This is a genomic window from Anaeromyxobacter terrae (assembly GCF_022690685.1).
Classification (GTDB): domain Bacteria; phylum Myxococcota; class Myxococcia; order Myxococcales; family Anaeromyxobacteraceae; genus Anaeromyxobacter; species Anaeromyxobacter terrae.
Genome location: NZ_JALCYY010000036.1, coordinates 1 through 13,182, shown reverse-complemented (window position 1 = coordinate 13,182; position 13,182 = coordinate 1). Strand labels below are relative to the sequence as shown.

The 13,182-nt window shown below is 75.2% G+C and carries 13 protein-coding genes; 12 read left to right on the top strand and 1 reads right to left on the bottom strand.

Going from position 1 to position 13,182, the window contains the following annotated elements; genetic code table 11:
- Positions 1 to 121: 121 nt before the first annotated feature.
- The gene (locus MNY62_RS16185; protein ID WP_242345222.1) at positions 122 to 577 is read right to left on the bottom strand and encodes a hypothetical protein; all 456 of its coding nucleotides are present in this window, start codon (positions 575 to 577) and stop codon (positions 122 to 124) included.
- 188 nt (positions 578 to 765) lie between these two features.
- Here MNY62_RS16185 and MNY62_RS16180 point away from each other — a divergent pair, with 188 nt between their 5' ends.
- Genes MNY62_RS16180 through gmk form a run of 12 tightly spaced genes read left to right on the top strand, consistent with a single transcriptional unit; the run spans position 766 to position 12,520 of the window.
- On the top strand, positions 766 to 2,601 hold the full coding sequence (locus tag MNY62_RS16180; protein WP_242345221.1) for an ABC transporter ATP-binding protein: 1,836 nt from the start codon (positions 766 to 768) through the stop codon (positions 2,599 to 2,601).
- Between the two features lie 2 nt (positions 2,602 to 2,603).
- The gene (locus MNY62_RS16175; RefSeq protein WP_242345220.1) at positions 2,604 to 3,698 is read left to right on the top strand and encodes a PHP domain-containing protein; all 1,095 of its coding nucleotides are present in this window, start codon (positions 2,604 to 2,606) and stop codon (positions 3,696 to 3,698) included.
- A 25-nt stretch (positions 3,699 to 3,723) separates the two neighbouring features.
- Positions 3,724 to 5,004: a 3-deoxy-D-manno-octulosonic acid transferase gene (locus tag MNY62_RS16170; RefSeq protein ID WP_242345260.1), complete on the top strand. Its 1,281-nt coding sequence runs from the start codon at positions 3,724 to 3,726 to the stop codon at positions 5,002 to 5,004.
- A complete protein-coding gene (locus tag MNY62_RS16165; protein ID WP_242345219.1) occupies positions 5,001 to 5,999 on the top strand; it encodes a glycosyltransferase family 9 protein in 999 nt (332 codons plus the stop codon). Before MNY62_RS16170 ends, MNY62_RS16165 begins: the two co-directional genes overlap by 4 nt.
- The gene (gene lpxK, locus MNY62_RS16160) at positions 5,996 to 7,111 is read left to right on the top strand and encodes a tetraacyldisaccharide 4'-kinase (protein WP_242345218.1); all 1,116 of its coding nucleotides are present in this window, start codon (positions 5,996 to 5,998) and stop codon (positions 7,109 to 7,111) included. The genes MNY62_RS16165 and lpxK overlap by 4 nt, the downstream gene beginning before the upstream one ends.
- A gap of 5 nt (positions 7,112 to 7,116) precedes the next feature.
- Positions 7,117 to 8,031, top strand: a complete 915-nt coding sequence (locus MNY62_RS16155; RefSeq protein WP_242345217.1) for a lysophospholipid acyltransferase family protein — start codon at positions 7,117 to 7,119, stop codon at positions 8,029 to 8,031.
- A 9-nt stretch (positions 8,032 to 8,040) separates the two neighbouring features.
- On the top strand, positions 8,041 to 9,051 hold the full coding sequence (locus MNY62_RS16150) for a bifunctional heptose 7-phosphate kinase/heptose 1-phosphate adenyltransferase (protein WP_242345216.1): 1,011 nt from the start codon (positions 8,041 to 8,043) through the stop codon (positions 9,049 to 9,051).
- 8 nt (positions 9,052 to 9,059) lie between these two features.
- On the top strand, positions 9,060 to 9,542 hold the full coding sequence (locus tag MNY62_RS16145; protein WP_242345215.1) for an adenylyltransferase/cytidyltransferase family protein: 483 nt from the start codon (positions 9,060 to 9,062) through the stop codon (positions 9,540 to 9,542).
- Between the two features lie 18 nt (positions 9,543 to 9,560).
- A complete protein-coding gene (locus MNY62_RS16140) occupies positions 9,561 to 10,694 on the top strand; it encodes a glycosyltransferase family 4 protein (RefSeq protein WP_242345214.1) in 1,134 nt (377 codons plus the stop codon).
- A gap of 20 nt (positions 10,695 to 10,714) precedes the next feature.
- Positions 10,715 to 10,927, top strand: coding sequence for a Trm112 family protein (locus tag MNY62_RS16135; RefSeq protein ID WP_242345213.1), 213 nt, complete (start codon positions 10,715 to 10,717; stop codon positions 10,925 to 10,927).
- A gap of 56 nt (positions 10,928 to 10,983) precedes the next feature.
- Positions 10,984 to 11,859 (top strand): YicC/YloC family endoribonuclease, encoded by an 876-nt coding sequence (locus tag MNY62_RS16130; protein ID WP_242345212.1) that lies wholly within the window; start codon positions 10,984 to 10,986, stop codon positions 11,857 to 11,859.
- Positions 11,849 to 12,520 carry a guanylate kinase gene (gene gmk / locus MNY62_RS16125; protein ID WP_242345211.1) on the top strand — a complete coding sequence of 224 codons (672 nt, stop codon included), beginning with the start codon at positions 11,849 to 11,851 and terminating at the stop codon, positions 12,518 to 12,520. The genes MNY62_RS16130 and gmk overlap by 11 nt, the downstream gene beginning before the upstream one ends.
- Positions 12,521 to 13,182 lie beyond the last annotated feature (662 nt).

Here is a 13,182-nt window from a genome sequence, read left to right as displayed (position 1 = left end):
CCCCCCCGCGGGGCGGGGGGCCCGGGGCGCCCGGGGGGGGGGGGGGGGGGGGTGGGGGGGGCCGCCCCGGCGGGCTCGCTTCGCTCGTTGACTGTTTCCGAATTGCCCGGTCGTTTAGAGCTCAGCGCAGCGTCTCCCGGGCGCGGTGCTGCGGACCCGCGCGCGTGCGTCGGATACCGGCCGGGAGCCGGTCGCGGCCGGGCCGGCCGCCGCCGCGCAGCGCCGGCGCGCCCACCGGGACGAGCCGCACGGCCTTGGCGGCCGGACGCCGCTCCGCAGCGAGGAGGGCGGCCTCGCGCGCGTCGCGCGCGCTCACGAACGCCGGGACGCGCACGAGCACCGTCCAGCCCGCGCTCCCCCGCTCACCGGGCCCGATCGGCCGCAGTCGGACCTCGGGCGCCTCCGGGCGGAAGAGGTTTCCGCCCTTCTTCTTCGCGGCCGCCAGCGCCGCAGCAGCGGCGGCCACCGCCTTGATCGCCTCCTCGAGCGCCGCGCCGCCGGGCGAGCCCTTGCCCGTGATTGCGATGCAGTGCTCCACCATCGCCGGGTTACGCTCCTGATCCACCGTCCTCGCCATGTGACCTCCGTGGCGCGCGGCGTGGGCCGCGCCCACGATTCGATTCGGCGCCGCCGGCAGGTGTGGGTCAACCGGGCCAGTGGGGTCCCCGGGCGATCGGGCGGGCGCCAGGGTGAGCTGGGGTGCCCTCCAGACGGGGTAGCGTCGTCCTGCCCCCCGCGGGCGTTCTGGCATAGGATGGCCGCGCCTTGCGCTCGTACCTGAGACTCCTCCGCTTCGTCGCGCCGTACAAGCTGACGCTCGCCGTCGCCATCCTGTGCATGGCGGTCCTGTCGTTCTCGACGGCCGCCTACGTGTACCTGCTCGGGCCGGCGCTCGAGTTCCTGTTCCGCGGGGACCCGCACGCCCTCGGAAGCCTCGCCAAGTTCGTGCCCGCCTCGTGGGACCTCGCCGGAAAGCTCGCCCGGCTGGATCGCTCGACCATCCTCGGCATCCTGCCCACGATCATCGTCGGCGTCGCCCTGGTGAAGGGCGTGGCCTACTTCGGGCAGTTCTACCTGATGGGCATGGTCGGGCAGCGGATGATCGCGGACGTGCGCCGCGCGCTGTTCGATCACCTCCTCCGGCTGTCGCCCGGCTTCTACACGCGCCGACACTCCGGCGACATCCTGCAGCGCTTCTCCGCCGACGTGCTCTCGGTGGAGACCGCCGTCTCGAACGCCGTCCCGAGCTACCTGCGCGACGGGCTCACCGTCGTCGTGATGCTCGTCTCGTGCTTCGTCCTCGACTGGCGCATGTCGCTCGTCGCCTTCGGCGCGGTGCCCGTCACGCTCCTGCCCGTGGTGCGCCTCGCGAAGCGGCTGAAGCGCGTCACCGGCCACGCCCAGTCCACCGCCGGCGAGCTCTCCGAGATGGTGCAGGAGGCGGTGAGCGGGATGCGGGTCGTGCAGGCGTACGGGATGGAGCGATGGGAGTCGGGGCGCTTCGCCGACGCGAACCAGAAGCTCATCCGCATCCTGCGCCGCAGCTACCTCGTCCGGGCCTTCTCGTCGCCGCTCATGGAGCTCATGGGGGCGGCGGGGCTCGCCGCCGCCATCTGGTGGGTCGGCGGCCGGATCCTCGCCGGCGAGCTCGAGCCGGGGAAGTTCTTCTCCTTCGTCGCGGCCGTGCTCCTCCTCTACACGCCGGTGAAGCAGCTCGGGCGCGTCGGGCAGATCGCGATGCAGGGCGCGGCGGCCGGCGACCGGATCTTCGAGATCCTCGACACGCCCTCCGCCGTACCGGACGACGGCCGCGAGGTCCTCCCTCCGTTCTCCGAGGCGATCCGGTACGAGCGGGTGGCCTTCGCCTACGGCGACCGCCCGGTGCTGCACGGCCTCGACCTCGAGATCCGCAAGGGCGAGGTGGTCGCGCTCGTCGGCGCCTCGGGGGGCGGCAAAACCACGGTCGCGAACCTCCTGCCGCGCTTCTGGGACGTCGTCGACGGCCGGGTCACCATCGACGGGAAGGACACCCGCGCGGTGACGCTCGCGAGCCTGCGCGCGCAGCTCGCGCTCGTGACGCAGGAGACGGTGCTCTTCAACGACACCATCCGCGCGAACATCGCCTACGGCCGCCCCGAGGTGCCGCAGGTCGAGGTGGAGCGCGCGGCGCGGCTCGCGCAGGCGCACGGCTTCATCGAGGCGCTGCCGCGCGGGTACGACACCCGCGTCGGGGAGAAGGGCGTCCTCCTCTCCGGCGGCCAGCGGCAGCGGATCGCGATCGCCCGCGCCTTCCTCAAGGACGCGCCCATCCTGGTGCTCGACGAGGCGACGAGCGCGCTCGACGCGGAGAGCGAGCGCGAGGTGCAGCGCGCGCTCGACTCCCTCATGGCGATCGGGGGCGGCCGCCGCCGCACCACGCTCGTCATCGCCCACCGGCTCTCGACGGTGCGGAACGCCGATCGGATCGTGGTCCTCTCCGGCGGCCGCGTCGTCGAGCTCGGGACCCACGACGAGCTCGTCGCTCGCGGCGGCGAGTACGCGCGCCTCCACCGGATCTTCGAGGGCGAGGCGCGCGCGGGGGCGCGCGCGAGCGCGGGGTAGGCTTGAAGCGGATCGTCCTCGCCGCGGTCGTCCTCCTCCTCGCCGGCTACGCGGGCTTCGGCGCGATGTCGCTCCGGGAGCGCGCGCTGCGCCGCTCCGCGGCCGTGCACGCCGACGCGGCGCGGGAGGGGCTGCGGGGCGCCTACCACGTCCACACCACCGCGAGCGACGGCCGCGGCACGCTCGCCGAGGTGATCACGGCGGTCCGCGACGCCGGCCTCGACTTCGTCGTGGTCACCGATCACAACGTCCGCGCGCCGGAGCGGGCGGAGTACGTCGATGGCGTCCTCGTCGTGCCCGCCACGGAGGTCTCGACCCCCTACGGACACGTCGTGGCGCTCGGGGTGCCGCGCGCGCTCACCCGCGAGGAGCGTGACCGGGATCCGCTCGGCGCGATCGCCGCGCTCGGGGGTCAGGCGGTGCTCGCGCACCCGTTCCACCCGCGCCGGCCCTTCACGGGATGGGGCCGGGGGCCGTGGCGCGGCTTCGAGGTCGTCTCGAACGACACGTCCTGGTACCGGGTGGTGACCGATCGCGCCGCCGGCAAGGTGGTCCGCGCGGCGGCGGCGCTGCCGTTCGACGGCGCGGGCGCGGTGCTCGCGCTCTCCGAGGATCCCTCGGACGAGCTCGCGCGCTTCGACTCGGAGGAGCGCGCCGCGCGCGCCCGCGGCGAGGCGCGCGTGCTCCTTTGCTCGGCCGACGCGCACGGCTACCCCGGGTATCGCGCCGCGTTCGAGGCGTTCTCGATGCGCGTGCCGGTGCGCCGGACCGGGGACGCGGAGGCGGACGCGCGGGCGGTGACGGCGGCGCTCCTCGACGGAAGCGCCGCGTGCGTCTTCGACGGCGTCGCGCCGGCGGGGCGCGTCCGGCTCGCGCGCCCCGACGCGGGGACCCTCGCGCTCTCGCTCGGCGCGCCCCCCGACCCGCGCGCCCGGTTCACCCTCCTGCGCGATGGCCGCCCCGCGGGCGCGCTCGCGCCGGACGCGGACGGCGCGGCGTTCCGCTGCGGCGGCCCGTGCCCTCCCGGCGACTACCGCGTGGAGGCCCGGATCGACGGCCGTCCGTGGATCTTCACGAACCCCTTGCGCATCGAGTAAAAGCGCCCCCACGAGAGGTCCCGCCCTGCACCTCGTCTACGTCATCGCGAGCTACACGCTCTTCGTCTTCGCGCTGCCGGTGCTGCTCACGCACCCGAAGCTGCGGCACGGCATCGCCCAGCGCCTCGGCCTGTACCGGCGCGGCCTCGAGCTCGGCAGGGGCAGCCCGCGCGTCTGGCTGCACGGCGCGAGCGCCGGCGATCTCCTCTCGCTCCAGCCGATGATGCGGGAGCTGAAGCGGCGCCTCCCGGAGTCGTGCATCATCGTCACCACCATCACGAACAGCGGCCAGGAGATGGCGCGGAAGAAGCTCGCCGAGGCCGACGTGGTGCTGTACGCACCGTACGATCTGTTCGGCGCCACCCGGCGCGCGGTCGCGGCGCTCCGCCCCGACCTCCTGGTGCTCGAGTACACCGAGATCTGGCCGAACCTCATCCGCGCCGCGCGGAAGGCGGGCGTGCGGATCGCGCTCACGAACGGCCGCTTCAACCCCGCGAAGCTCTCCCGCTACCGCGCGATGTTCCGCGCCATCCGCAACCCGCTCCGGCGCATCGACTGCTTCCTCATGCGCTCGGACGAGGAGGCGGAGCGGGCGCTCGCGCTCGGGGCCGCCCCCGATCGCGTATGGGTCACCGGGAACACCAAGTTCGACGCGCTCGTGCTCGAGGGCGCGGAGGGCAAGGAGCAGGCGCTCCGCGCGGAGATGGGGCTCGACTCGACCGCGCCGGTCTTCATGGCAGGCTCCACGCACGAGGGCGAGGAGGAGCTCATCCTCGGCGTGTACAAGGGGCTCCTCGAGCGGTACCCCCGCCTCCAGCTCGTCATCGCGCCGCGCTACCTCGAGCGCTGCGGCAAGATCATGGCGCTCGCGGTGGAGGCCGGGCTCGGCGTGCGCCTGCGGAGCGGCGGCGCCGCCGCGGGCCACGCGCAGGTCACGGTCCTCGACACCATCGGCGAGCTCTCGATCGCCTACCGCCTCGCCACGCTCGTCTTCGTGGGCGGGAGCTTCGTCACACGCGGCGGGCAGAACGTGCTCGAGCCCGCGGCGCAGGGGAAGCCCGTGCTCTTCGGGCCGCACATGGAGAACTTCAAGGACTCGGTGCAGGTGCTGCAGGGACGCGGCGGGATCCAGGTCGCCTCGCCCGAGCAGCTCCTCAAGGTCGCCGAGGAGCTGCTCTCGCGGCCCGACCAGCTCGAGGAGCTCGGCGCGCTCGCGCGCGGCTCGGTGACGGCCATCCGCGGCGCGAGCGCCCGCAACGTCGAGCACATGCTCTCGATGCTCCCCCGGGGCAAGGCGGCGGCGTGAGGGATCCGGCGAGCATCCTCGTCGTCCGCTACAGCGCGCTCGGGGACGTCGTCCTCGCGACGAGCGTGCTCGAGCCCCTGCGCCGGCGGTTCCCCGAGGCGCGCATCGAGTGGGTGACGGACGCGCTCTACGCGCCGCTGCTCGAGGGGTTGCCGGAGCTCGCGAAGGTCCATCGGCTCACCCGCGACGGCGCGAACGGCGCCTGGGGGCTCGCCTCGAGCCTGCGCGGCCGGTTCGACGTCGCGATCGATCTCCAGCACAAGGCCCGGAGCGTCCTCGTGGCCCGCTCCGCCGCGCCGATGCGCGCCGCGTTCCGCCGCCGCTCCGCGCTGCAGGCGCTGCGCTCGGTCTTCGGGGCGGATCCGCCGCTCGTGCGCGCGCACCAGACCCGCCTCTACGCCGAGGCCCTCGCGCCGTTCGGCATCGGCGAGCCGGGCCGGACCAAGGTCGCGCTCTCGCCGCAGGCGCGCGCGCTCGCCGACGACGCGCTCGGCGCGGTGGACGGACCCATCGTCGCCATCGCTCCGGGCGCGCGCTGGGCGACGAAGCGCTGGCCGGCGGAGCGGTTCGCCGCGGTCGCCGACGCGCTCGCCGGCGAGGGCCACCGGATCGTGCTGTGCGGCGGGCCGGGCGACCGCGACGCGTTCGCCGCCTTCCGCGCCGCCGCCCGCTGCCCCGTGGCCGCCGATCTCTCGTTCCTGCCGCTCGACGCGCTCGCCGCCGCGCTCGCGCGCGTGCGGCTCCTCGTCGCCTGCGACTCGGGGCCGGTGCACCTCGCGACGGCGGTCGGCGTGCCGGCGCTCGCGCTGTTCGGCCCCACCTCGGCGGCGCGCTGGGGACCGCCCGCGCCAGGGCGCTCGCTCTCGCTCGCGCTCGCCTGCGCCCCGTGCTCGAACCACGGCGGGGACTACTGCCCCGAGGGCCACCACCGCTGCCTGCGCGATCTCGCGCCCGAGGCCGTGCTCGCCGCGTCCCGCGAGCTGCTCTCCCGATGAGCCTCGTGGAGCGGATCTGGTGGCGCCCCCGCGCCGCGCCCGGCGAGGCCGCCCTGCTCGCGCCGCTCGTCGTCGCGGAGGGCCTGTTCCGTGCGGGCGCCGCGGCGCGCGGCGCGCTCTACGACCGCGGGCTCCTCGCCCAGGCGCGCGCCGGCGTCCCGGTCGTGTCCATCGGCAACGTCGCGGTCGGCGGGGCCGGGAAGACGCCCGCCGCCATCGCGGTCGCGACCCGGCTCGCCGCGCGCGGGCGGCGCGTCGCCGTGCTCTCGCGCGGCTACGGCGCCTCGCGCGCCGACCCGCGCGTCGTCTCCGACGGCGCGCGCGCGCTCCTCGGGGCGGACGAGGCGGGCGACGAGCCGGCGCTCCTCGCCCGGCGGCTGCCCGGCGTCGCCGTGCTGTGCGGGCCGCGGCGCGCCGCGCTCGCCGCGATGGCGGTCGCGACGCTCGGCGCCGACGCGCTCGTCCTCGACGACGGGTTCCAGCATCGCGCCCTCGCGCGCGACCTCGACGTCGTGGTGCTCGACGCCGCGAACCCGTTCGGCAACGGGCACCTCTTGCCGCGCGGGCCGAACCGCGAGCCTCGCGGGGCGATCCGGCGGGCGGGGCTCGTCTGGCTCTCCCGGGTGGATGGGGCGGACGGGACGGCGCTGGAGGTCCTGCGCGCGCTCGCGCTCGACGCCACGGGCCGTGCGCCGGTGGAGTCGCGCCACGCGCCGACGGACGTGGTCGACGGGACGCTCGCGCGGAGCCTCGGCCGCGAAGCGCTGCGCGGCGCCCGCGTGCTCGCGGTGTCCGGGCTCGCGCGGCCGGGCGCGTTCCTCGGGACCCTCGCGGAGCTCGGCGCCGAGGTGGTGGGCGAGCGGGCCTTCCCCGATCACCACCGGTTCACGGAGCGCGAGCTGGACGACGTGCTCCGCGCGGCGGAGGCCGCCCGCGCCCGCGTGGTCATGACCGAGAAGGACGCCGTCCGGCTCGCGCCCGCCCGGGCCGTCGACCCGCGCCTGTGCGCGGTGCGCATCGACGCCGAGATCGTCCGGGGCGAGGCGGTCCTCTCGGAGGCCCTCGACGCCGCGCTCGCCCGCGGAGCCGGCTCCTCTCGCAGCGCAGGGTGACCCGCATGCGCCTCCTCGGCTTCCTCCTCGCCCGTCTCCCTCCCCGCGTCGTCGCCGCGCTCGGCGCGGCCCTCGGCTGGCTCGCCTGGACGAGCCGGATCCGCAGGCGCGTGGTGCTCGAGAACCTCCGGCTCGCCTTCCCGGAGAAGACCGAGGCCGAGCGGCGGGACATCGCGCGCCGCACCTACCGCAACTTCGGGCAGATGATCCCGGACTTCTTCCGCGTGCCGTCTTTGCGGCGCGAGGAGCTCGAGGGGATCTTCGTGCACGAGGGGTGGGAGCGGTTCGAGGAGGCGCGCGCGCGCGGCAAGGGCGTCATCGCCGCGACCGCCCACTTCGGGAACTTCGAGGTGCTCGCCGCGGCGCACACCCTGCGCGGCGTGCCCATCACGATGATCAGCCGCGAGATGGGCAAGTCGGGCGCGAACGACCTGTGGCGCAAGGCGCGGCTCCGCGCCGGAGTCGAGGATCTCGTCGTGACGAAGGGCAGCACGCTCTCCGCCGCGATCCGCTCCCTCAAGGCGGGCCGGGTGCTCGGGTACGTCATCGACCAGAACCAGCCGCGCCGGCGCGCGATCTTCCCGACCTTCTTCGGCGTGCCCGCGGCGACCGCCGCGACCCCGGCGCTGCTCGCGATGCGCACGGGGGCGGCCGTCGTCTTCACGGTCTCGGTGCCGCTCGGCGACGGGCGCCACAAGGTCGTCATCGAGGGGCCCGTCGCGGTGCCCGACACCGGCGACCGGGACGCGGACGCGCTGGCCTTCATGCAGGATCTGAACGACCGGCTCGAGCGCTGGATCCGGCGGTACCCGGACCGCTGGTACTGGCTCCACCGCAGGTGGAAGACGCGGCCGGACGGCGAGGGCGCGGGCCACCCGGCACCCGCGTCCCCATTGACGCGCGCGGACGGCGCGCGGTAGGAAACGCGCGTGCGCCGCCCCCGAGAGAACCTCCTGCCCTCGCTCGCCGGCCTGCTCCCCTCGTTCGAGCGGGCGGAGGTCGTGGTGATCGGCGACTTCGTCGCGGACGAGTACGTCTACGGCGAGACGGAGCGGATCAGCCGCGAGGCGCCGGTCCTCATCGTGCGCTGGGAGTCCTCCGAGCTCAAGGCGGGCGGCGCCGGCAACGCGGCCCAGAACCTCGCGGCGCTGGGCGTGAAGGTCCGCGCCGTGGGCGTGGTCGGCGACGACCGGCTGGGCTCGGCGCTGCTGGAGGAGCTGACGGACGGCGGCATCGACGTCTCCGGGATGATCCGCGTCCCCGGGCGCGCCACCGAGGCGAAGACACGGATCCTCGCCGGCGGCCGCTCGACCCGCCGCCAGCAGATGATCCGCCTCGATCGCGCGCCGCGCGAGCCGCTCTCCGCGGCCGTCCAGAAGCGGCTCGTCCGCGAGCTCGAGAAGCACGGGCGCTCGGCGCAGGCGATCCTGGCGAGCGACTACGGCTCGGGCACGATCCACGCCGACGCCATCGAGGCGCTCCGCCGGCTGAAGCGAGGCGGCGTGCCGGTCTGCGTCGACTCGCGCTACCAGCTGCGCGCCTACACCGGCCTCACGATGGTGAAGCCGAACGAGGTCGAGCTCGAGGCGGCGTCCGGCGTGCCGCTCGGCGAGCCGGGCGCGCTCGAGCGCGCCGCGCGCGTCCTCCAGAAGCGGGTCGACTGCGAGGTGCTCCTCGTCACGCGCGGCCGGAACGGCATGTCCGTCTTCCGCAAGGGGCTCCCCCCCGTGCACGTCCCGGCGCACGGCAGCCAGGACGCCGTCGACGTGACCGGCGCGGGCGACACCGTCGCGGCGACCTTCAGCGCCGGGCTCGCCGCCGGGGGAGATCCGGTCACGGCCGCGCGCCTCGCGAACGTGGCGGGCTCGCTCGTCGTGCAGAAGCCGGGGACCGCCACCGTCTCGCGCGACGAGCTCGCCGCCGAGCTCCTCCGCCCGTGAGGCCGCCCGTGAGCTCCTCGAAGCGCGTCAGGCTGGACGATCTACCGGGCGTGCGCGCCGCCGCGACCGCCGCCGGCCGGAGCATCGCGCTCGCGAACGGCGTGTTCGATCTCTTCCACGTGGGGCACCTCCGCTACCTGCAGGGTGCGAAGGCCGAGGCCGACCTGCTCGTCGTCGCGGTGAACAGCGACGTCTCCACGCGCGCCAACAAGGGCCCCGGGCGGCCGGTCGTGCCGGAGGAGGAGCGCGCCGAGATCCTCGAGGCGCTCGCCTGCGTGGACCACGTCGTTCTCTTCGACTCGAAGGACGTGGTCCCGGTGATCCGCGCGCTCCGCCCGGACGTGCAGGTGAAGGGGACCGACTACACGCCGGAGACGATCCCGGAGGCCGCCGAGGTCCGCGCTTACGGCGGGCGCGTCGCGGTCGCGGGCGACCCCAAGGACCACTCCACCACCGAGCTCATCGGCAAGCTCGAGGCGACGCGCCGGTAGGCGGGCGCGACGGCCGGCGTGCGGGTCCTCGAGCTCCTCTCGTCCGCGTGGTGGACCGGCCCGGCCGAGCCGATGGCCTCGGTGGCGCGCGCGCTCGCCGCGCGCGGCCACGCGGTGGAGATCGCGGTCGAGACGCTCCGCCCGGGCAACCTCGTCGAGCGGCTCCGCGCCGAGGGGCTCGCGGTGCGCGACGACCTCGCGCTCTCCTCGAAGTCCGGGCCCATCCGCTACCTCCGCGACGTCCGGCGGCTCGGCGCGCTCGCGCGCGGCGGCGTCGACGTGCTGCACGCGAACTTCTCGCACGACCACGTGCTGGCGCTGCTCGCCGCGCGCGCGGGCGGCCCGGCGCGCGTCGTGCGGACGGTCCACGCCGCGCGCGCGCTCGCCCGGGGAGGGGCGCAGGGCGTCGCGTTCCGGCGCACCGACGGCCTCGTCGCGGTGTGCGAGGCGCACGCCCGGGCGCTCGTCGAGCGGTTCCGCGTCCCGGAGGCGCGCGTCGTCGCGACGCGCGGCGCGGTGGACTCGGGGGCGTTCACGCCGGAAGGGCCGGATCTGCGCGAGGAGCTCGGGATCCCGGCGGGAGCGCCGGTCGCGGGCATCGTCTCGCGCGTCAAGCCGGGCCGGCGCCACGAGGACCTCGTGGACGCCTTCCGCGCGGTGGCCGACCGGCTCCCCGAGGCGCGGCTCGTGGTCGTCGGGCGCGGGGAGGGGGAGGAGGCGATCCGCGTCCGGGTCGCGCACCGAGGCCTGCAGCGGAACGTCGTCTTCGCCGGGTACCGCAGCGGCGCCGAGCTGGCGGCGGCGTACCGTACGTTCGACGCGAAGGTGCTGCTCGCGGAGGGGAACGACGGCACCTGCCGGGCGCTCCTCGAGGGCATGGCGGCCGGGCGGCCCGGGGTGGCGTACCGCTTCGGCGCGCCGGCGGAGGCGATCGTGGACGGCGCGACCGGGCTCCTCGTCCCGGACGGCGACGTCGCCGCGCTCGCCGACGCCCTCGTGGAGCTCCTCGGCGCGCCGGCGCGCGCGCGCGCCATGGGTCGGGCGGCGCGCGAGCGCATGAGCACCGCGTTCACGGAGTCGGCGCGCGGGGACGCGATCGCCGCGTTCCTCGCGCGGATCCTGTCCTTGCCGCCCGCGGGACGCGCGGCGTAATCTCCGCGCCGGAGGTGCCGATGGCGCTCGCGCCCGAGCTGAAGGAGATCCTCGCCTGCCCGCGCTGCAAGGGCGATCTCGAGTTCCGTGAGGACGTCCACGAGATCCGCTGCCACGCGTGCCAGCTGGTCTTCCGCATCGAGGACGACATCCCCGTGATGCTGCTCGACGAGGCGCGGCCGCTCGGCGATCGTCCGCCCGGCCGCTCCGGGGAGGGCGGCGGCGCGCCTTGACGCTCCCGGTGGGCGACGCTACGGTCCGCGCCCATGCATTGTCCCGGGGTGGAGCGATGATTCGCAGCATGACGGGCTACGGCGCCGGCCACGGCGCGACCGCGGGCGAGGAGCTCGACGTCGAGGTCCGCTCCGTCAACCACAAGTTCTGCGAGGTGAAGGTCCGGCTGCCGCGCGAGTACGCGGCGCTCGAGCTCGAGGCCGCGAAGCTCGTGAAGGATCGGCTCGCGCGCGGGAGCGTGGACGTCTCGATCCGGCGCGCGGCCGGCGCGGGCGGCCTCGCGCCCCGGGTGGACGTCCAGCTCGCGGAGGCGTACGCGCGCGCCTTCGCCGAGCTCCAGGCGCGGCTCGGCCTCGCCGCCGGCGCGACGCTCGCCGACATCCTCGCCGCCGACGGGGTGGTGCGGCTCGACGAGCGGGACGTGAACCTCGACGGCGCGCGAGAGGCCCTGCGGGCCGCGCTCGGCGCGGCGCTCGAGGCGCTCCTCGAGATGCGCTCCCGCGAGGGAGAGGCGCTCGCCCGCGATCTCGCCGCGCGGCTCGGGACGGTCGAGGCGCTCGCGGCACGGGTCGCGGCGCTCGCGCCGCAGGCGGTGGAGCATCACCGCGCGCGGCTCGAGGAGCGGCTCGCCGAGCTCACCCGCGGCGTCGCGCTGGATCCGGCGCGGCTGGCGCAGGAGGTCGCGCTCCTCGCCGACCGGAGCGACGTCGCCGAGGAGCTGACGCGGCTCGCGAGCCACGCGGCGCAGGTGCGCGCGCTCCTGGGGGGCGGCGAGCCGGCCGGGCGCAAGCTCGACTTCCTCGTCCAGGAGATGCACCGCGAGGTGAACACGATCGGCTCCAAGTCGCAGAGCGCCGACATCGCCGGCGTGGTCGTCGCGCTCAAGGCCGAGATCGAGCGCATGCGCGAGCAGGTGCAGAATGTCGAGTGACCCGGCCGCCGCGCCTGGGCTGCTCCTCGTCCTGTCGGCGCCCTCGGGGGCCGGCAAGACGACGCTCGCGCACCGCTTCCGCGCGGCGCATCCAGACGCGGTGTTCTCGGTCTCCGCGACGACGCGCGCGCCGCGCGGCGAGGAGCGGGACGGCGTCGACTACCACTTCGTCACGCCCGAGCGCTTCGCCGAGCTCGTCCGCGCGGGCGCCTTCGCGGAGTGGGCCGAGGTTCACGGCAAGCGCTACGGCACCCTGCGTCACACGGTCGACGCCGCGCTCGCGGCGGGGCGCATCGCGCTGTTCGACATCGACGTCCAGGGCGGCGCCCAGATCCGCGCCGCCTGGCCGGACGCGGCGGCGACCGTGCTCGTGCTCCCGCCCGACGAGGCCGAGCTGGAGCGCCGCCTGCGCGGCCGCTCCACCGACGCGGACGACGTGATCCGGAGGCGGCTCGCCGCCGCGCACGAGGAGATCGCGCGGGGGCTCGAGACGTACGAGTTCGTCGTGGTGAACGATGCCCTCGAGGACGCGCTCGCCAAGCTCGATGCGATCGCCGCGCACGTGCGCGCCCGCCGCGGCGGACGCTCCGATCCCTCCGCGGCCGAGGTCGCGGGGCGGTGCCTGCGCGAGCGTGCGGATCTGCGCGGATGGAGCCGTTAGCACGCAGCATGGAAGGGGAGGGGGCTCGGTCGCTTGACTCCATCCCGGGACGCGGGTAGAACGCGCACCCCTCGCAGCGACGGGCCCTCGGACGGCGGACAGCACGATCCAGGGCCTGCTTGACGCGGGGGCAGAGCGGGGGTAGAAGCTGCCCCCGATTCTGGAAGAACCTGAGAGCAAGCATTCGAAGTTCTTGGGTTTCTTCTTGACGTACCCCGGGAGGGCGGTTACAAGACACACCCTCCCAGGGCTCGGCCGAACGGATGGTTCGGGCGGGCTTGACGGGGTGCCCGATGGAGGGTAGAAGCAGCGCCCTCCTCGAGCTCGAACGCGACGCAGATGGATGTCGCGAGGGGCTTGACGGGCGGAGGCGGGTCGGCTAGAAACCGACTCCCTCACGAAGGGGCGGTTTCCGGGTTGCTCGGATGCTGCTCTGGACACGGGTGCGGCAAGCTGGTAAACACGCCGCCCTCGCTGACGGAACGGATTGTCCTCGCGACACCGCGCAAGTCAGGTCCGAGCCGGTAACGGTTCGGGCGGGTTCGTTCGGTCTTTGAAAACTGAATAGCAAGCCTACGACGGAATGCGGAACCGCATTCCTTGAGTTTGCAAACAATTCCGATGCATCACCATGCCAGTCGGCCTCGGAAGAGGCGGGCGGG

Coding starts and splice junctions, on each gene's coding strand:
- MNY62_RS16185 (WP_242345222.1), bottom strand. CDS start 577: ATGGCGAGGACGGTGGATCAGGAGCGTAACCCGGCGATGGTGGAGCAC.
- MNY62_RS16130 (WP_242345212.1), top strand. CDS start 10,984: ATGATTCGCAGCATGACGGGCTACGGCGCCGGCCACGGCGCGACCGCG.
- MNY62_RS16135 (WP_242345213.1), top strand. CDS start 10,715: ATGGCGCTCGCGCCCGAGCTGAAGGAGATCCTCGCCTGCCCGCGCTGC.
- gmk (WP_242345211.1), top strand. CDS start 11,849: ATGTCGAGTGACCCGGCCGCCGCGCCTGGGCTGCTCCTCGTCCTGTCG.
- MNY62_RS16155 (WP_242345217.1), top strand. CDS start 7,117: ATGCGCCTCCTCGGCTTCCTCCTCGCCCGTCTCCCTCCCCGCGTCGTC.
- lpxK (WP_242345218.1), top strand. CDS start 5,996: ATGAGCCTCGTGGAGCGGATCTGGTGGCGCCCCCGCGCCGCGCCCGGC.